Genomic DNA, 19,880 nt, shown 5'->3' with positions numbered 1-19,880 from the left:
ATATTTGTCCAGCAATGTACACAACAAGATGATTACAATTCCGGCTCTTTTCCTATTGCTTTTTGTTCTGCTATCTCTATCAGCTCCCGTTCTGATTGAACATCTGCTAGATACAGACATTTCTTCGCATATGCTTCAAATCGAGTTTGTATTGCATCCGCTTTTTGCTTATTCTCTCGGCAAGCCAATGCATACTCCGTCCGCATAACAGAAAGATTCGTGCTTGCTTTTCGCATGAACCGCTTCTGCTGCGCCGTCAATAATGCATGCAGTCTCTCTTGTCGATTGGCAGCAATTGCTTCCAGATATATGCAATTGCAAAGGACAAGACCGCGCTGCAAACCTGTCATTTCACAATCGGATGTGAGTATATGCTGCATCCATTGTTCTGCCTCTTCAAATCGTTTTTCATCCATCAGGCGATTGCATGCCAACACACCAACCGTCGTTGTCATGCTGTCTGTCGCAGTCTCATCGCATGGAACGGCAAACCACTCTGCCAGCATGTCTTTCAGCCGGACGCCTTTGATCGACCATTCATTGACTTTTAATTGCACCCAAAAAGAGCGTACCGCCTCTGGATTTCGCAGCAGTGATACGGTATTGCAGGCATCATTATCAATCATCTGCATGGGAAATGGAATACCATTTTGCAAAACTAAAAACATTCCAGTTATGACCATACTGCATATGATAACCGCTTCGTCAAAGTCATACACAAAATACCAATAATATATGCCCAACAAAACGGCAGTGAGCAGATTCGCAATCACGCCGCCCAAATTATACAGCACGAATGGCATTTTACCATCAATCAATTCCGGCGGTACCATCAAGCATTGCCCGCTTGTACCTGCTACAGACATCCGCTGAAAACAGATTTTCTCTTTCTTCACCCATGCGAAAGAAAAAATACGAAAGGAGCAAACATGATACCCAGATAATAAGCCGCATATCATGTGACCTACTTCGTGTATCATTGTCTGAACAATATATGTTCCAACAATTGCAATCACGAAATGAATGATACACAAAATCATCGTTCCTGTATCTGCTTCATACAGGCCCCAGTCATCCATAAACCAAGCGACAGCAGCGCCCAAAAACACGCCATACATCACCATGCATACGGGCATGACCCATGTATATTTCCTTTTATTCCGCTGCATCCGCATCTTCCTTCCATTCCCTATCCAACAAGTACCGTCTTCGGTATTTGAGCATGGCGTAATCCGTAATGCGTTTGAGTACCGTCACATCGGTGGCGCCGCCAATAACGCCGACCAGCATTTGCCCCTGAATGAATTTTGCATACAGCATATCGTCGGACAGGGCTTTGGCTGTGCGGTGAATCTGCTCTTTGAGATCAAATGCCAGTTTTTTTGTATCTTCCGGCTTTTGCTGCTTGCTGCCGCACATATTTTTACACAGCGCGTTCATGCTCTCATCGCGTGCACGCATCTCATCGCCGCTATACAGCGCCGTTTCAATGATTCGCAGCTGAAAATAGCGCTCCTCCATGTTGTCATAGTCATACCCAAACGACAGAGAAATTTCATACAAATTGCGCAGCGTCAAACTGACAAACAGCGGAATATCCGGCAAGCCCAAGCCAATCAAGCCAAATCCAATGCCTTCCAACGAAGAAAACAGCAGATTTTTTCTGGCATACCCGCTTGCTTTTTTGCGAAAGGCACGCACATTTTGTTTGTCCTCTCGGATTTTGGCGGCATATTCCCGCACTTCATATTCCGACTGACGTTTTTCTTTGTTATAGGTCTTTTCAATGACGCCCGTGCCCTTGTCAAATATCACCTCGAACGCCTTGCTAAATGCGGCGTCCAGTTTGGACTGCAGGTTTTTCGGAACAATTTTTTGCAGCTTGGAAAACAGTTTGGTTCCCTGCACGCAGTTTTTGTAGATGTACTTTTCTTCGCGTCTGCGCAGGTCGTCCCACTCATCTTCCCAAATGTTTTGTCTCTTTCGTCTCATCGCACTCACTTCTGTCTTTTCTCATGTAACAGGCGTCCGGCGCACCGTGCCGGATCAATCCGCCACTGGCACACGCTGCAATCCAGACAGGTATCTGTTTCGCGTCCTGCCAGAGCATCCGCAGTCCAGTTCGGATTTGCCAGCGAACCGCGTCCGACGTCAATCATATCCACCTGTGTCAGCTCCAGCGCACCGCGCGCATCTTCCGGCGTGCGGATGCCGTTGACGGCAAATACCGGAACGGACACCTGCTTTTTGATTTCGCCCGCTGCATAAACAATATCTTTGTACGGGAATCCGGCCGGTTTTTCCGTCTCTTGCTCCTCGGTAAAGCCATACGAAATATCCAAAAAGTCAATGCCATGCTGTTCCAAAATCTTGGCATGGCGGATGCCGTCCTCCAGTGTCGGCTCAAACGCACCCAAACGAATGCCCACGACAAAATCCTCCGGCACGGTTTTGCGAATGCCTTCCAAAATCTCCAGCACAAATTGTTCCGGATGCTCGCCATATACATCGGCACGTGTATTCACTCTGCGGTTCAAAAATTGACACATCAGATACCGATGGCAGCCGTGCAGCTCTACGCCGTCATATCCTGCCTGATAGGCGCGCTGCGCCGCACGGATAAATGCCTGCTGGATTGCATGAATCTGCTCCACAGACATCTCAGCGCCGGTCTTGTCGCCCAGCTGATAGGCGCTCGGACACAGCGCGTGCTCTGCGATGCCGACAATGCCGGCATGATGAATCTGCACGAAAATCGGACATCCTTCTGCATGCACCGCCTGCGTAATGCGCCGCAGACCGGCAATTTGTCCGTCCTCCCAAATGCCAAGCTGCGTCTGTGCGAGTTGTCCCTCAGCTGTCACGCAGGTGGCCTCCTGAATAATCAGTCCTGCGCCGCCGTGAGCCAACTGCCGATAATGCTCCACATGCTTGTCGTCGACATAACCGCTTCCGTCCGACCAATTGTACACAACCATCGGCGGCACGCAGATGCGGTTGCGTATCATCGTATTGCGAATAGAAAATGTATCAGATACTTGTTTTTTCATCGTTCTTCCCCTTGCAGCTAAAATGTACTTTTAGTTTACCACGTTTTTCCTTGCCGTGTGTGAAAAAATCGTAAAATAGCAAGAATATAACAAAATCCGGCACAACTGCACGATTGCGTGCGTTGTGTCGGATTTTTGTTTCTGTTTTTAAGCCAGATCGGTGCTCAGCACCGGCGGACGAATGCCGCCGGAAATCTGTGCGTTTTTCCGCGCAATAAATACCATATCGTCTGCATGGTCGCCGATTTTTTCAAAATCGTGCAGCGCTTCTACAAAGATAATGCCCGGCTCGGTCGCACACTGCTTGTTGCTGAGGCGCTTGATATGATTGTTCTCATAATTGCGCTTCATATTGTCCACGGAGTCCTCAATGTGGTGAAGCTCCAGCGCATCCTGCTCGGTCAGATTGTGACATAAGAAACCGCTGAACGCGCGGTCAAACAGCAGAAGATCCGCTTCATACATCGCTTTGAGTTCCTGCCGTGCTTCTTCCGAATAAATCAGATTCTTTTCCAAGCACTGCTCAGTCTTTTCCAGCAAATTGATTGCATGATCGCCGATGCGCTCCAAATCACCAACCAGATGGAACATGTTTCCGACGAGCTGCGGCACATGCGCCGGAAGACTGTGGCCGCTGAATTGCACCAGATAGTCTGTAATGCCGTGATTGAGGAAGTTGATGACGTTTTCCGTCTCGCGAATTTTCTCCGCCTGACTGACATCATTGTTCAGCATGCCTTCGGCTGCCAGCACCAAGTTCTCGCGAACCATGCCGCCCATGCGCTCAGACTCCTTGTACAGCTGACGAATTGTCGCGCTCGGCGCGTCAATCTGCTTGGAATCAATATACGCAAAGCGGTATGCGTTTTCGTGTACCTTCTTCGGGATAACGCGATACGAAATGTTGACCAGCCACTGTACGAACGGCAGCAAAACCAATGCCGTCACCAGCTTAAATGTGATGTGGAACATGGAAATCTGTACCACGGTATTGGACGTAAACAGGTTGTAAATGTTGACGAACGGCGTCAGCATACAAATCGGAATGAAGATAATCGCACCGATAACATTGTATACGCAGTAGATCACGGCTGCACGCTTGGTATTGTTCTTCGCACCAATTGCAGACAGGAACGGCGTGATGGACGAGCCAACGTTGATGCCGCAAATCAGAAATGCCGCGAAATGCATCGGCATCAATCCCTGCATGGCCAGTGCCTGCAGTACGCCGACAGCTGCGGACGAGCTCTGAATGACACCGCACAAAATCAAACCGACAACAAATCCCAACAGCGGATTGGTCGCGCTGGCGATAAAGTGCTGAAATTCGGGAATGTCCTTGAGACCGGACATCGAGTCACTCATCGTATGCAGACCTTGGAACAGAATACCAAAACCAAGAATGATCTGTCCCACATACTTTTGTACTTTTTTCTTGCAGAACATCTGCATCAGCGCACCGACAAAGATACATACCGGAGCGAGCCACGAAACGTCCAGCGCAATCAAAATACTCGTCATGGTCGTGCCGACGTTTGCGCCGAGAATAACGCCAGCCGCCTGAAGCAAGTCCATAATGCCCGCATTCAGGAAGCCCATACACATGATTGTCGTTGCAGAAGAGGACTGCACGCAGGCGGTGACGAAGACGCCCAGAAGGAAGCCCATAACCGGGTTGCGTGTCAGTTTCTCCAGCAGGTTGTTCAGCTTTGGACCGGCAGCCAATTCCAATCCGGCACCCATGTACTTCATGCCGAACAGAAACAGTCCCAATCCGCCGCACAAGGCTAGAATGTTACTAAATCCCATATAGTCTCCTCGTTTCGAGTTGTTTCGCCTTAGAAAGCGGTCTGCCGTCACTCTTCACACACATTCGACAGACAGATTTCCGCGGCCTTCGAAATTTATTATAACACTCTGTGTTCATAATTGCACGATTTTTTTACATAGATAATACGTCACATTTACAAATCTTACATAGATTTAACATTTGTGCGTCAAACGCAAATATGCCACAGACGATGCAGCGCGTGCATCATCTGTGGCATGACATAAAAATTCGACGATATGAGACGATATTACTTGTCAAACAGGCCGGTAATGTCCAGTGTTGCGAAGTAATCCGCCGGCGTTTCTGCGCGGCGCATCAGTTCGGTGGTGCCGTCCTCGCGGAACAGAACCTCTGCGGAGCGCAGACGGCCATTGTAATTATAGCCCATGGAGAAGCCGTGCGCACCGGTGTCATGAATGACGAGCAGATCGCCAATATCAATCTTCGGCAGTTCGCGGTCGACAGCGAACTTATCGCAGTTCTCACACAGAGAGCCGGTCACATCATAGGTATGATCGCACGGTGCATGCTCCTTGCCCAGTACTGTGATATGATGGTATGCACCATAGATAGCCGGACGCATCAGATTGGCAGCGCAAGCGTCCACACCGATGTAATGCTTATAAGTGTTCTTTTCATGAATTGCACGCGTCAGCAGGCAGCCGTATGGGCCAAGCATATAGCGGCCCAGCTCTGTGTACAGGGATACATCGTCCATGCCGGCCGGCACGAGGATTTCCTCATATGCCTTGCGCACGCCCTCGCCAATCACCTTGATGTCGTTCACGCTCTGCTCCGGACGGTACGGGATGCCAATGCCGCCGGACAGGTTGATGAAGGTGATATGTGCACCGGTCTCCTCTTTCAGCTCTACAGCCAGCTTAAACAGGATGCGTGCCAGTGCCGGATAATACTCATTCGAAATGGTATTGGATGCGAGGAATGCATGGATGCCAAATTCCTTTGCGCCCTTCTGCTTGAGCGTTTTATACGCCTCAGAAATCTGCGCACGAGTCATGCCATACTTGGCATCGCCCGGGTTGTCCATGACCTGAAAGCCTTCTTCCGAGCCGCCCAGCTGGAACACACCGCCCGGATTGAAACGGCAGCAAATACGCTCCGGAATGTGACCAATGGCGTCCTCAAGGAACGGAATATGCGTGATGTCGTCCAGATTGATGGTAGCGCCCATCTTATCCGCCATGACAAATTCCTCTGCCGGCGTATCATTGGAGGAAAACATAATCTCCTTGCCCTTGAAGCCGCAAGCATCGCTCATCATCAGCTCAGTCAGAGAGGAGCAGTCTGTACCGCAGCCCTCTTCCTTCAGAATCTGTAAAATCTTCGGCGTCGGGGTAGCCTTGACTGCAAAATACTCGCGGAATCCCTTATTCCAGGAAAATGCATCGTACAGCTTGCGTGCATTCTCGCGGATACCCTTTTCATCGTACAAGTGCAGCGGAGTCGGGTATTCTTTTACAATTGCCTCTGCCTGTTCCTTGGTGATAAATGGTTTCTTTTCGTTCATTGGTCTGAATCATCCTTTTCTATCTATATCTCCCCGCACAGGAAGGATACATTATTTTTCTTCATGAATATGTTCCAGAATCAGCGCAAGAACTTCATCCTTGCCGTTGCCCTTTTCTGCGGAAAACGGAATAACCGGCACATTTTCCGGAAGGTGCAGCGTCGTGCGAATGGTCTGCAAACTGCCTTCCAGCTGGCTCTTTTTGATTTTGTCCAACTTGTTGGCAATGATTGCAAACGGCACGCCTGTCTGCAGGAACCAATTGGTCATCGTGACGTCGTCCGCCGTCGGCTTGTGACGGATATCCACAATCTGGAATCCCATTGTCAGCGTATCATCACTCGCAAAATACTCATCCATGAGCTTGCCCCAGCGGTCGCGCTCCTTCTTGGATACCTTTGCATAGCCGTAACCCGGCAAGTCTACAAAGTATGCTTTTTTATCAATCTCAAAAAAGTTGATATGGATGGTTTTTCCCGGCGCATTGCCGACGCGGGCAAAATTCTTTCGGTTGAGCAGGCGGTTAATCGTCGACGATTTGCCGACATTGGATTTGCCGGCAAAGGCGATCTGCGGCAAATTATCATTGGGGAAATCCGCTGTTTTGACAGCAGACCGCACAAATTCTACCAGATGTAAATTCAGCATAATTCTCCTTGTCTCGCACCGGTTTTTCCAGGCTGCACAGAAGCATCCGTCACCACAGCCGCTTCTGTTTTGCCGTCCTTTGCCGGACGGCGCAGTGCTGTCTGTAATACCGTATCCATGGTTTCTGCAATGACAAATTCTACATTTTCACGTACAGTCGGGTCAATATCCTGTAAATCCGGTTCATTTTCCGCCGGAACAATGACGGTTTTCATGCCGGAACGGTATGCCGCCATGGTCTTTTCCTTCAATCCGCCAATCGGCATCACGCGGCCGCGCAGGGTCACTTCGCCGGTCATCGCGACGTCATGGCGCACCGGAATGTCTGACAGCGCCGATGCAATCGCCGTTGTCATGGTCACGCCGGCAGATGGGCCGTCCTTCGGGATTGCCGCTTCCGGAAAATGAATGTGAATATCTTTTTCTTTATAGAACATCGGGTCAATGCCCAGCTTTTCCGCTGCAGAGCGCACATATGTAACCGCTGCCTTGGCAGATTCTGTCATAACCTTGCCCAGATTGCCGGTAATTTCCAGCTTGCCGGTGCCCGGCACGGCATTGACTTCTACCTGAAGCATTTCGCCGCCGACCGAAGTCCATGCCAGACCATTGACCACACCAATTTCATCTTTCTTGGTGACATTGTCATGTTTGTACCGTGGCGTACCCAAAAAGCTCTCCATATTCGAGCGGTTGACCGTCACGCGCTTGCGCGTCTTACGATCCGGATGCTCCTGCTGATCTTCAGCAATGATCTTGGCTGCTTTTCGGCATACCTTTGCGATCTGCTGTTCCAAGCGGCGCACGCCTGCTTCTCTGGTATATGCATCAATGAGATATACCATGGTGTCACGACTCAGCGCCAGATTGGACTTTTTGAGACCGTGATGCTCCAGCTGCTTGGGCAACAGATGACGCATCGCAATTTCTGCCTTTTCCTGCTCCGTATAGCTGGACAGCTCGATAATCTCCATGCGGTCGAGCAGCGGACGCGGAATGGTATCCAGTGTGTTCGCCGTTGTGATAAACAGCACATCGGACAAGTCAAACGGCAGCTCGATGTAGTGATCACGGAACGCATTGTTCTGCTCTGCATCCAACACTTCGAGCAGAGCAGCAGCTGGATCACCGCGGGAGTCTGCGCCCATCTTATCAATTTCGTCCATCAAAATCAAGGCATTTTTGCTGCCTGCCTGTGTCAGCGCCGTCATAATACGACCCGGCATTGCACCGATATAAGTCTTTCTATGTCCGCGAATATCCGCTTCATCGCGCACACCGCCGAGCGACATGCGTGCGTACTTGCGGTTCATCGCCTCTGCGACAGAGCGAACAATGGACGTCTTGCCGACACCCGGAGGGCCGACCAGACACAGTACCTGTCCCTTGAGCTGCGGCGCAAGAGATTTAACCGCCAAAAATTCCATAATGCGATCTTTTACTTTATCCAGTCCGAAATGGTCGCGGTCAAGCACCTTGCGTGCCTGCTTTAAATTGACGCGTTCGGAAGTCGTGCTGTTCCACGGAAGCTCCAAGCAGGTATCCAGATAGGTACGGACAACGCCGCTCTCTGCGGACATCGGCTGCATTTTTTCCAGACGGCCTGCTTCCTTGAGCAGCTTGGTTTCCGCCGCCTCATCCAAATGCAGTGCACGGATTTTTTCGCGGTATTCCTCGACTTCTTCTCCCAGATCCTGATCTCCCAGCTCGGTCTGAATAATCTTGAGCTGCTCACGCAGGTAGTATTCCTTCTGGTTCTTATCAATTTGTTCTTTTAATTTATCTTGAATGGAGTTCTCAATCTGAAGAATTTCAATCTCATGACCGAGTACGCGAACAACGCGTTCCAAGCGGCGCACATCATGCAGTTCTTCAAGCAGCTCCTGTTTGGTTTCATATGCCAGCGGTGTATTTTGTGCGACATAATCCGCCAGATATCCCGGTTCTCCGCCGTCCAGCACCGTCATGACAACGTCATTGGTGATCTGGGATGCAAGTCCTGCATATTCTTCAAATCTGTCCTGCAATGCGCGAACCAGTGCTTCCTTGCGGCGCTCCGACACGCGCCCCGGCTCGGTTTCCATACGAAAAACGCGGGCACGCATGCAGCCATCGTCCTCTTTGGAGAACTGTTCGACACCGGCGCGGTACGAGCCCTCCACCAATACGCGGATGTTATCGCCCGGCAAACGCAAAATCTGCTTGACGGTGCACACAGTGCCTACGACAAACAAATCATCTGTTGTCGGTACGTCCGTGCGAATATCACGCTGTGCTGTCAGAAACAGACGCTGATTGTCTTGCATGGACTGCTCCAGCGCCTTCATGGAAATCAAACGGCCGACATCAAAATGAATCAGCATTTCCGGAAACGCCACCAATCCGCGCAGCGGCAGCACCGGCAGCACTTCGGATTCCTCACAGGTATCATGTACCACTTCTTCAATCTGGGACATTTGATCTTACCTCCTCCCGGCAGCGCGGCGGGATAGAATTCCCAGCGCTGCGTACAGCCTTCATTTGGAGTCCCTGCTTGTCAAATGAACGAACTGTACTTCAATATTTCATACTTCTTAAAATTATATAGTATTTTATTGTGCTTTTCAAGTCTCAGAGAAATCTGATACATGGCGAAAATTCCTAAATATACCAATGGTTTTGTGCGCTTTTCCGTGCAATCTAGTGTATTTTCTCATATTATACTATTTGAGGGGGAATTGCCGCACAAAAACAGCCTACAGACACCAAAAGCAGGTCTGTAGGCTGTAACATGCAAAGCATTACTTTTTCAAAGCAAATTGTTCCGCAAAGTATTCCGCATCATCTTCGGTCAGCGAAATGATGTTTCCGACATTGTCAAAAGACACCACAATCATCGGGCCGTAAAACTGGGTTCCATCAATGACGCGGTTTTCCGTCATCTTAAGCAGCTCGCTCAGCGCATTGTGAATGACGCAAACGCCCTCCTCAATGCCTGCCGAAGCGATTTTGCCATGTACCAGTTCCTCCATCTGTGCTTCCGTACCGTTGAGATACTTCACAACCGGCTCTTCATCCGGAAGGATGTACAGACTGCGAATGATATATGGATTTTCAGTAAATTCGTTCACGCGCTCTCACCTCTCCTGTCAAGCAGTTTTCTGCGGCTTCAGCGTGATTTCCGGCTTTCCCTTTTTGTCGATAACATCCTTGGTGATGCGCACGGACTGAATGTTGTCATCCGACGGGATGGCAAACATAATATCCGTCATCGCGTCTTCCATGACGCCGCGCAGACCGCGGGCACCTGTCTGACGCTCCAGCGCAATATCTGCCACGCGCTCCAAAGCGGCATCGTCAAAGGTCAGCTTGACGCCGTCCATATCAAACAGCTTCTCGTACTGCTTCACCAACGCATTCTTCGGCTCCTTGAGAATACGAATCAGCGCTTCTCTGTCCAGAGAATCCAGCGATACCAGCGCCGGCAGACGGCCAATCAGCTCCGGAATCAGACCGAACTTCATCAGATCGTGTGGCTCCAAATCGCGGAGAATCGTGCCGATGTCTTTTTCTGTATTAGATTTGATTTGCGCGCCAAATCCCATACTGCTCTTGGTCGTGCGGTTTTCAACAATCTTTTCCAGACCGTTGAACGCGCCGCCGCAGATGAACAGGATATTGGTGGTATCAATCTGAATAAACTCCTGATGCGGATGCTTGCGGCCGCCCTGCGGCGGAACATTAGCCACGGTGCCTTCGAGCATCTTCAGCAGTGCCTGCTGAACGCCCTCGCCGCTTACATCACGCGTAATGGAGGCATTTTCGCTCTTGCGTGCGATTTTGTCAATCTCATCGACATAGATGATGCCGCGCTGTGCGCGCTCGACATCAAAATCAGCAGCCTGAATCAGGCGCAGCAGGATATTTTCGACATCTTCGCCAACATAGCCTGCCTCTGTCAATGTGGTTGCATCTGCAATCGCAAACGGAACTTCCAGCGTCTTTGCCAAGGTCTGCGCCAGCAGCGTTTTGCCGGAGCCAGACGGGCCGACGAGGAGAATATTGCTCTTCTGCAGCTCTACGCCGTCATCCGAGCCTTTGAAAATACGCTTGTAGTGATTATATACCGCAACACTCAGCGCAACCTTCGCGCGATCCTGTCCGATGACATACTGATCGAGCGTTTCTTTCAGCTCACGCGGTGTCGGAAGCTTCTCCGGACCCGCTGCAGCCTTCATCACGGAAGCCGTCGGCGTATCTTCCTCATATCCGAATTCTTCATCCAGGATACTCTGGCAGATCTCGATGCATTCATTGCAGATATACACATTTGGTCCTGCAATCAGTTTGTGCACACTGGACTGGGGCTTTCCGCAAAACGAGCAGCGAATTTCATGCTTATCGTCGTTTCGTGCCATAATACACCTCGATTTTCCAATCCCTGCCCTTCGGTAGGGATTACAATGTCGAATCACCGGAACGACTGCACGTTCCAGCCATTCCGGTGATCGCGTTCTTTTTATCTGTGAACCATAACCTCGTCAATCAGGCCGTATTCCTTTGCCTGTTCCGCATACATGAAATTATCACGCTCGGTATCACGCGCAATTTCCTCAATGGACTTGCCCGTATTCTTTGCAAGGATTTCGTTCAGCTTGTTTCTGGTGCGAACCAGATGATCCGTATGGATCTTGATGTCAGTCGCTTGACCCGACAGACCATTTCCGCCAATCAGCGGCTGATGGATCATAATCTCGCTGTTCGGCAGAGCAAAACGCTTGCCCTTGGTGCCGGAAGACAGCAGAAATGCGCCCATAGACGCCGCCATGCCGATGCAAATTGTGGATACATCGCACTTGATGTACTGCATGGTATCATAGATTGCCATACCGGATGTGATAGAGCCGCCAGGAGAGTTGATATAGAACTGAATGTCCTTATCCGGATCCTGCGCCTCCAGATACAGCAGCTGCGCTACGATGAGCGAAGCGGTCGTATCATTGACATCTTCGGAAAGCATAATGATGCGGTCGTTGAGCAGTCGGGAAAAAATGTCATAAGAGCGTTCACCGCGATTGGTCTGCTCTACTACATAAGGGACTAAACTCATAAAATATTCCTCCTTCCCTTTCGGGGGTATGTAACGCCGGAGGGGGTTTTGAATAACTCTTACTCTGCGTCAGCTGCCGGAGCTACTGCTACAGCGCTCTCCTTCAGCATGTCGAGGGTCTTCTGGGTGGTCAGGTCAGACTTTACGGAATCAACCGGAACGAAGTTCTTAACCTTATCCTCTTCCAGACCATAAGCCTCTGCCAGTCTCTTGTACTCAGCCTCGATCTCGTCCTCAGACGGCTCGATGCTCTCCAGCTCAGAGATCTTCTTCAGAGCCAGCTGAACCTTTACCTGACGCTCAGCCTGATCGCGGAAGATGTTGCGGAAGGATGCCATATCCATGCCCATCTGCTTTACGTAGTCCTGCAGAGAGATGCCCTGAGACTGGATGCGGTAGCCGTAGTCCTGCATCACATTGTCCAGCTGTGCCTCGAACATAGCTTCCGGAATGTCAGCTTCCAGCGTCTCCAGAACCTTATCCAGAATCTTTTCCTCGAAGTCACGGTCAGCAGCGTTCTTCTTGGACTCTGCGATCTTCTTCTCGGTGTCCTTCTTCAGCTCTTCCAGCGTCTCGAACTCGGAAACGTCCTTTGCAAACTCATCGTCGATTTCCGGCAGGATGGTCTCCTGAACAGACTTCACGGTGCACTTGAATACAGCCGGCTTGCCTGCCAGCTCAGCAGCCTGATACTCTTCCGGGAAGGTAACGTTTACGTCGCAGGACTCGCCAGCAGACTTGCCAACCAGCTGATCCTCGAAGCCCGGGATAAAGGTGCCGGAACCCAGCTTCAGGCTGTAGTCCTCGCCCTTGCCGCCTTCAAATGCCTTATCATCAACAAAACCCTCGAAGTCGATGACTACGGTATCGCCGTTCTGTGCCGGACGCTCAGCGGTCTCGGTGCTTGCGTCACGCTCTGCCAGACGGTTCAGCTCAGCGTTTACGTCATCCTCAGATACGGTGTCGTCAGCGCGCTCTGCCTCGATGCCCTTGTACTCGCCAACGGAAACTTCCGGGTAAACCGGTACAGTGAAGATAAAGTCAAAACCGTTGTCAAAGTTCTCCAGAGACTCGTCAATCTTCACATCGCCCTGGCCAACCGGCTCAATGCCAGCAGCCTCAAGAGCCTGCGGATACATCTCCGGATACAGGTTGTTGATTGCGTCGTTTACAAAGAAATCCTTGCCGTACAGGCGCTCGATAACCTTACGAGTTGCCTTGCCCTTACGGAAGCCCGGAATCTGAAACTGATTCTTGTTCTTCTTGTAAGCAGCTTCCTTTGCCTTATCTAATTCTTCAGCAGATACTGCAACAGTCAGCTTTACCTGGCTGTGCTCCAGCTTTTCGGTATTCTTGAGTTCCATATTAAATGACTCCTCCTAAATATATGTCCAATCTATTTTATCAGATAGTTGGCTTTTTGGCTACAATTTTTTCTATTTTTTTAGCAGTACAGGCATAAAATCAATATAATCTCCGGAAACCAGACGAAAATTGATGCCTTCATGGATGCCCGTCACCGCGTAGCGCAGGCTGTCCGAGTGTAAATGTCCATAGATGCACTGCTCGACCTGATACCGATGCATCAGGTCAATGATCTCCCCGCAGCGAAAGCTCGTGAAGACGGGCGGGTAGTGCAGGAAGCAGTAAATTTCTTCCGCGCCCTGCGCCTGCGCGGCCTGAAATGAGTGTTCCAGCCGGAGAAGCTCCCGCCGAAAGATCTTTTCGTCGTGACTTTCCTTGAAATCTTCCTCGTAAAACCAACCGCGTGTTCCACAAATACCAATATTATCATAAATGAAACAATTATTAAAGAGGAAATCAATATTTTTTATCTGATTTTCTTCAAAAAATCGTTTCATCTTCTTTACCGTGCACCACCAGAGGTCATGATTGCCCTTTCCGATGATTTTTTTCCCCGGCAAATCGGATAAAATCCGAAAATCCGGCAGGCTCTGCTGAAGATTGATTCCCCAGGAAATATCGCCGCCGATCACGACCGTATCCTCCGGCTGAATGACTGCCCGCCAGTTTTTCTGAATCTTTTCCATGTATCCCTGCCATTTGCCGCCGAAGATGTCCATTGGCTTTTGGACACCGGCGGACAAATGCAGGTCTGCAATCGTATACAGCGCCATGGATTAAATCTGTCCCAGCAGATCTACGGTATTCAGAATGTTTTCGCGGTCAATAACCAAGTCAAAGCGCGGCTTGAGACCGGACAGAGCAGCAAGCGGTGCCGGAATCGGCGCGCCGGTCATGTCGTGCAGCTGATCCAGCAGCTCTGTGCCGTCGCCGGACACAGTGCCGCCCAGCGCAGAAATAACGCTCTGGCAGAACTTAAACGGGCTTGCTGTCGAAGCGATGACCGTCGGTGTCGTATCGCCCGTGCGTTCACGGTAATCCTCGTATACCTTGACAGCTACCGCCGTGTGCGTATCTGCCAGATATTTTTTCTCGTCAAACAGCTGTGCGATGGTCTGCTTGGTCTGCACGTCATCGCAGAAGCCGCCCTCGAACTGGCTGCCAATGGTTTCAAAGACGTCAGCCGGTACCGAGTACTTGCCGGTTTCGTTGAGCTGCTTCATCAAATCCGCAACCATAGCATCATTATATCCGGAAACCAAGAACAGTAAACGCTCCAGATTGCTGGAAATCAGAATATCCATCGACGGAGAAATCGTCGTGTGGAACGGACGGTTTCTGTCATAGGTGCCGCCGGAGCGGAAGAAGTCTGTCAGCACGTTATTTTCATTGGATGCGCAAATCAGCTTGGCAATCGGAACGCCCATCTGCTTTGCAAAATAAGCTGCCAAAATATTGCCAAAGTTACCGGTCGGCACGCAGACGTTGATGGCATCGCCCATCTGGATATCTCCGCGGTTGAGCATGTCGCAGTATGCAGAGACATAGTATGCAATCTGCGGCGCCAAACGACCCCAGTTGATGGAGTTTGCAGAGGACAGCGTCATGCCCTGCTCATCCAGCTTGCGAATCGAATCCTTATCCGTAAAGATTTTCTTGACTGCGCTCTGCGCATCGTCGAAATTGCCGCGAATCGCGCATACCTGTACGTTGTTGCCGCGCTGGGTGACCATCTGCAGCTTCTGAATCGTGCTGACACCGTCTACCGGATAGTAAACCATGATCTTCGTGCCCTCTACATCCGCAAAGCCGTCCAGAGCAGCCTTGCCGGTGTCGCCGGACGTTGCAACCAGAATGCACGCTGTGCGCTGCTCTCCGGTCTTTTTCAGCGAAGCAGTCAGCAGATGCGGCAGCATCTGCAGCGCCATATCCTTGAATGCGCAGGTCGGGCCATGCCACAGCTCCAAAATATACGTGCCGTCCTCCAGCTTTACCAGCGGAGCCGTGTCCGAGCCGCCAAACTTTTCATCCGCATAGGCACGGGCAGCAAACTGCTCCAGTTCCTCTGCGGTGAAATCGGTCAAAAAGCGACCCAGAATATCGGCACTTCTGCCGCGGTAATTCTTCTTGCACAGGGCAGCAATGTCCTCTGCTGTCAGCTGCGGAATTTCTGTCGGGCAGTACAAACCGCCATCCGGAGCGATGCCGGTGGCAATCGCCTTTGCCGCGCTGATGCTCAGCTTCTTATCTCTTGTGCTTACATAATTCATGAGTTGAAAACCTCCTGGGTATTTCGCTATCGTTAAAAATTCGTTTGTACGAATCGAGCTGCATTGTCATACAGGAAACCAGCAATCTGCTGTTCCGAATAGTTTCTTCTCGCCAGCGCTTCTGCCAGCAGAGCAATCCCCGTCATGTCGGAAATGCCTTTGGGAAACCGGTCACAGCCGTCCCAATCTGCGCCGATACACAGATTGTGCGCGCCGCCCAATTCACAGAAATGCTCGATATGCCGGACAACCATATCACACGTTGCCGTGCGCCGATGAGTGACAAAGGGAACGTAAAAATTGATGCCGACCAAGCCGCCGCGGCGAATAATCTCACAAAACTGTTCGTCGGTCAAATTGCGCGGATGATTGCAAACGGTTCGGCTGTTGGAATGCGTTGCCAAAATCGGCGCATCAATGCAGTCCGCCAAATCCCAAAATCCTTTGGCGGACAAATGGGAAACGTCCAGAAACACGCCGCGCTGCGCCAATGTCTTTGCCAGCTGTTTTCCCGCAGGTTTGAGTCCCGCCGCATCGTCTGTGGATGCACCGCAGCCATAGACAGAATCAAAATTCCATGTCAGCGTGACAATCTTCACGCCCGCCTGCAGCGCTAGCTGCAAATCCGCCTCGGTTTGCAGCAGCTCTGCACCTTCGATGGACAAAAATGCCGCCGCTTGCCGCTGTGCCTGCGCTTCGAGAAAATCCGCGGCACAGGTACAATGCCGCAAGCGGGAACCGTTGGCAGCGAACGCACTGCGCGCCGTATCCAGCATGCGCGTGAGCCGCTGATGCGCGTCCTGCTGCGATGCCACCGGCTGATACCCGCAAAACAAAGCGAACACCTGCGCATATTGCTCCAGAGAACCAGCTCTCCGCAAATCCACATGTCCGGTGTTTTGCAGCAAATTTTCTCCCGCGGGCAGCCGTTGTTCGAAATCCGTCAAACGGTAGATGGTGTCGCAGTGCAGATCAAAATATCGCAATCAATTCACCTCAAATGCATTGGGAATATGCCGAATGCGGCACGTGCCGCGCTGCTGATTGACCAGTATTTCTATGACATCAAACCGCGGCTGTTTCGTTGTCGGATACTGGAGCAGCCAGCACTGCGCGGTTTGAACCAATCGTTCGCGCTTGCGCGCTGTCACCGCTTCGCGTGGCGTGCCCCACTGCTCTCCGGAGCGGGTTTTGACTTCCGCAAAAACCAGATAGCGCGCATCCGCACAGATAATATCTATCTCACCGTGCTTCCAGCGATAATTCCGCGCCAAAATCACATATCCATGCCGCTGCAAAAATTCAGCCGCACGCTGCTCTCCGCGCTGTCCCGTTGTCATTTGTTGAGAATCTTTTTCAAGAATGTCCTGCGGTGCAGCGGACAAATGCCGTACTGCTCTATGGCGGCGTAATGCGCCTTGGTTCCGTAGCCCTTGTGCTTTTCAAAGCCATATTCCGGATATGTCTGTGCCATTTCGCGCATGTACCGATCTCGCGTGACCTTGGCGAGAATAGACGCCGCAGCGATGGACAGCACTTTGCCGTCGCCGCCGATCACCGTTTCTGCCGGAATATCTAAGCCTTGAATGCGATTGCCATCTACCAAGGCAAAATCTGCCGGAACGTCTAGAGCTTCCACTGCACGGCGCATCGCGAGAAACGTCGCCTGCAAAATATTGATCTCATCAATTTCCTGTTCACTCGCCTGACCGATGCCATAGGCAAGCGCATGTTCCTTGACAAAGTCAAACAATACCTCACGCTTTTTTTCTGTAATTTTCTTGGAATCGTTGACCCCCGGAAGTTCAATACCCTCCGGCAAAATCACTGCGGCCGCGACAACAGGACCTGCCAGTGGACCGCGTCCCGCCTCATCAATGCCGCACACGGCTGTAAAGCCTTTGGCGCGCACTTCCGCTTCTTTTTCCATCGTGAGGAGAACCGGCTGCTTGCTCTTAGCCATTCGCCTGCTCCTCCGCGTACTCATCCGGTGTCTCCAGCGTGATGCGGCCGAGCTTGCCGCCGCGGTATTCGTCCAGCAAAATACGCGCCATGCGCTCGGTGTCAATTTCACCGCCGGAAATCAGGAAGCCGCGTTTTCTGCCCGCACGCATGAGCAATTCGTATCCGAGAAAATCAATTTCTTCGTCCTCATGCGGCAGTTCAAACTTATATCGTTCGGTCAGCAGCTCCGGTGCATGATGGTACAAAATCTCCATCAACTTGCACGCCAGCGTTTCAACATCCAAGATGTTATCCTTCACTGCGCCGGTCACTGCCAGAAGAATGCCTGTGCGCTCATCGTCCAGCTTCGGCCACAAAATACCCGGCGTGTCAAGCAGCTCCAAGCCGCCTTCCACGCGGAACCACTGCTGTCCGCGCGTAACGCCCGGCTTATCCGCAGCCTTTGCCGACTTTCGGCCAAGCACCTTGTTAATAAACGTAGACTTGCCGACATTCGGGATGCCGACAACCATGACTTTGACGGAACGGCCGGTCTGACCCTTTTCCTTCCACTTTTCGATTTTATCTGCCAGCAGCGTGCGAACTGCTGCAGAGAACTTGGCGACGCCTGCGCCGCTCTTGGCATCGGTTGTCAAAACAGCATAGCCCTTGCTGCGATAAAAGGCAGCCCACTGTTTGGTCGCTTCCGGATCCGCCAGATCCGTGCGGTTTAAAATCAGAATGCGCGGCTTGTTGCCCGCGATTTCGTCCATATCCGGATTGCGGCTGACCTGCGGAATGCGCGCGTCAACCACTTCACAGACCGCATCCACCTGCTTCAGGCTGACCGCCATCTGCCGACGCGTGCGCGTCATATGACCGGGATACCACTGTATATTCATATGCTTTTCTCCTTATGATACGGTACCGATTTCATTCAGCGGATAAATACGCATCAGCACCTTGCCGATGACATAGCGCGTGTCCACCATGCCCAGCGCCTCACAGCGGCTGTCCGTTGAATGATTGCGGTTATCTCCCATGACGAAAATGCATCCTTCCGGCACGGTCTGCGGGAAATCCATGTCAAAATGCGTCTGCGTTTTCTCCGCGATATACGTCTCATCCAGCACTTCGCCGTTGACGGACACTTCGCCGGTTTCGAAATCAATGTCCACGGTGTCGCCCTCCGTCGCAATGACACGCTTGACAATCGGGCTTGTCATAAATGAATCCTTGGTCAAAATCACAATATCGCCTTTTTCCGGCGTGTAAAACAGATTGGAAACCAACAGCTGATTGCCATTTTGCAAAGTCGGCACCATAGAAGATCCTTCTACACCGATAATTCGAACGCCAAACACAAAAACCAGAATGACGATGGTCAAGGATAAAATCAGTGCCTCGCCCCAGTCAAACAGCTCGCTGTGAAATCGTCCCTTTGGTGCTTCTTCTTCAGAAGATTTTTTCTCTCTGCGCATCGGGTCTCATCATCCTTTCATCGGATACACATATATTTTTATATTATACCGATTCCACCCCGAATGGCAAGTAATTTCCGGCAAAATACCCGCAAATCCCCCGAGTTTTCCCAATTTTTCAAAGAAAAAGGAGAGAACACAACTGTTCTCTCCTTTGTGGTTCCTGAATACAGGCTGAAACTTACAGCTTTTCCTGAACCTTTGCTGCCTTGCCGACTCTGCCGCGCAGGTAGTACAGCTTAGCACGGCGAACCTTACCGTTACGAACGATCTCGAACTTTGCAATGTTCGGGGAATGTACCGGGAAAGTCTTCTCAACGCCTACGCCGTAAGAAATACGTCTAACGGTTACAGACTTGTTGATGCCGGTGTGCTTGATAGCGATGATGGTACCCTCGAAAATCTGAATTCTTTCGCGGTTGCCTTCCTTGATCTTCTGGTGTACCTTAACGGTAGCGCCAACCTTGAGTTCCGGCAGATCGTTCTTGATCTGCTGCTCTGCGAGAACCTTAACTAAGTCCATCGTATAATCCTCCAAATCTTAGACAATCGTGTCTCTTTTAAAACCTCCTGTCCGGTACTGCGCTGATTTTTCCTGCACAATGCTTGTGCGCCGCATACCCGGGGGCCGAGCCTTTCTCAGCCGGGTGAACAGAGGATTGTCCGGTTTCAGT

19 protein-coding genes are annotated in these 19,880 nt (G+C 51.0%); all 19 read right to left on the bottom strand.

Annotated elements, in window-relative coordinates; all coding sequences use genetic code 11:
- Positions 1-32: 32 nt before the first annotated feature.
- The 19 genes from KQI75_RS00785 to rplS all read right to left on the bottom strand — a co-directional run bounded on the left by KQI75_RS00785 (position 33) and on the right by rplS (position 19,729).
- Positions 33-1,169, bottom strand: coding sequence for a zinc metalloprotease (locus KQI75_RS00785; RefSeq protein WP_216468784.1), 1,137 nt, complete (start codon positions 1,167-1,169; stop codon positions 33-35).
- Positions 1,156-1,992, bottom strand: a complete 837-nt coding sequence (locus KQI75_RS00780) for an EcsC family protein (RefSeq protein WP_216468783.1) — start codon at positions 1,990-1,992, stop codon at positions 1,156-1,158. Before KQI75_RS00780 ends, KQI75_RS00785 begins: the two co-directional genes overlap by 14 nt.
- Positions 1,993-1,997: 5 nt before the next feature.
- Positions 1,998-3,050 (bottom strand): oxidoreductase, encoded by a 1,053-nt coding sequence (locus KQI75_RS00775; protein ID WP_216468782.1) that lies wholly within the window; start codon positions 3,048-3,050, stop codon positions 1,998-2,000.
- 147 nt (positions 3,051-3,197) lie between these two features.
- The gene (locus tag KQI75_RS00770; protein ID WP_216468781.1) at positions 3,198-4,859 is read right to left on the bottom strand and encodes a Na/Pi cotransporter family protein; all 1,662 of its coding nucleotides are present in this window, start codon (positions 4,857-4,859) and stop codon (positions 3,198-3,200) included.
- Between the two features lie 269 nt (positions 4,860-5,128).
- Entirely contained in the window at positions 5,129-6,409 is a 1,281-nt protein-coding gene (locus KQI75_RS00765; protein ID WP_216468780.1) for a diaminopimelate decarboxylase, read from the bottom strand.
- 51 nt (positions 6,410-6,460) lie between these two features.
- A complete protein-coding gene (yihA, locus tag KQI75_RS00760) occupies positions 6,461-7,057 on the bottom strand; it encodes a ribosome biogenesis GTP-binding protein YihA/YsxC (RefSeq protein WP_216468779.1) in 597 nt (198 codons plus the stop codon).
- Positions 7,051-9,513: an endopeptidase La gene (lon, locus tag KQI75_RS00755; RefSeq protein WP_216468778.1), complete on the bottom strand. Its 2,463-nt coding sequence runs from the start codon at positions 9,511-9,513 to the stop codon at positions 7,051-7,053. Before lon ends, yihA begins: the two co-directional genes overlap by 7 nt.
- Positions 9,514-9,837: 324 nt before the next feature.
- Positions 9,838-10,167 carry a DUF3846 domain-containing protein gene (locus tag KQI75_RS00750; protein WP_216468777.1) on the bottom strand — a complete coding sequence of 110 codons (330 nt, stop codon included), beginning with the start codon at positions 10,165-10,167 and terminating at the stop codon, positions 9,838-9,840.
- A gap of 18 nt (positions 10,168-10,185) precedes the next feature.
- Complete coding sequence (gene clpX / locus KQI75_RS00745; protein WP_216468776.1) at positions 10,186-11,454, bottom strand: ATP-dependent protease ATP-binding subunit ClpX; 1,269 nt, start codon at positions 11,452-11,454, stop codon at positions 10,186-10,188.
- Positions 11,455-11,555: 101 nt separating this feature from the next.
- Positions 11,556-12,146 (bottom strand): ATP-dependent Clp endopeptidase proteolytic subunit ClpP, encoded by a 591-nt coding sequence (gene clpP, locus KQI75_RS00740; protein WP_216468775.1) that lies wholly within the window; start codon positions 12,144-12,146, stop codon positions 11,556-11,558.
- Positions 12,147-12,205: 59 nt separating this feature from the next.
- Positions 12,206-13,510: a trigger factor gene (tig, locus tag KQI75_RS00735; protein ID WP_216468774.1), complete on the bottom strand. Its 1,305-nt coding sequence runs from the start codon at positions 13,508-13,510 to the stop codon at positions 12,206-12,208.
- A 72-nt stretch (positions 13,511-13,582) separates the two neighbouring features.
- Positions 13,583-14,284, bottom strand: coding sequence for a metallophosphoesterase (locus tag KQI75_RS00730; RefSeq protein WP_216468773.1), 702 nt, complete (start codon positions 14,282-14,284; stop codon positions 13,583-13,585).
- 3 nt (positions 14,285-14,287) lie between these two features.
- Entirely contained in the window at positions 14,288-15,781 is a 1,494-nt protein-coding gene (gene thrC, locus KQI75_RS00725) for a threonine synthase (protein WP_216468772.1), read from the bottom strand.
- Between the two features lie 32 nt (positions 15,782-15,813).
- Positions 15,814-16,767, bottom strand: coding sequence for a dipeptidase (locus tag KQI75_RS00720; RefSeq protein ID WP_216468771.1), 954 nt, complete (start codon positions 16,765-16,767; stop codon positions 15,814-15,816).
- The gene (locus tag KQI75_RS00715) at positions 16,768-17,121 is read right to left on the bottom strand and encodes a YraN family protein (protein ID WP_216468770.1); all 354 of its coding nucleotides are present in this window, start codon (positions 17,119-17,121) and stop codon (positions 16,768-16,770) included.
- Complete coding sequence (locus tag KQI75_RS00710; protein ID WP_246566287.1) at positions 17,118-17,744, bottom strand: ribonuclease HII; 627 nt, start codon at positions 17,742-17,744, stop codon at positions 17,118-17,120. The genes KQI75_RS00715 and KQI75_RS00710 overlap by 4 nt, the downstream gene beginning before the upstream one ends.
- A complete protein-coding gene (gene ylqF, locus KQI75_RS00705) occupies positions 17,737-18,627 on the bottom strand; it encodes a ribosome biogenesis GTPase YlqF (RefSeq protein ID WP_216468769.1) in 891 nt (296 codons plus the stop codon). The genes KQI75_RS00710 and ylqF overlap by 8 nt, the downstream gene beginning before the upstream one ends.
- A gap of 12 nt (positions 18,628-18,639) precedes the next feature.
- Entirely contained in the window at positions 18,640-19,206 is a 567-nt protein-coding gene (lepB, locus tag KQI75_RS00700) for a signal peptidase I (RefSeq protein WP_216468768.1), read from the bottom strand.
- A gap of 181 nt (positions 19,207-19,387) precedes the next feature.
- The gene (gene rplS, locus KQI75_RS00695) at positions 19,388-19,729 is read right to left on the bottom strand and encodes a 50S ribosomal protein L19 (RefSeq protein WP_216468767.1); all 342 of its coding nucleotides are present in this window, start codon (positions 19,727-19,729) and stop codon (positions 19,388-19,390) included.
- Positions 19,730-19,880 lie beyond the last annotated feature (151 nt).

It is taken from the genome of Butyricicoccus intestinisimiae, from assembly GCF_018918345.1.
GTDB lineage: Bacteria > Bacillota > Clostridia > Oscillospirales > Butyricicoccaceae > Butyricicoccus_A > Butyricicoccus_A intestinisimiae.
The sequence above is the reverse complement of the archived record's forward strand: the minus strand, read 5'-3'. Positions and strand labels throughout refer to the sequence as shown.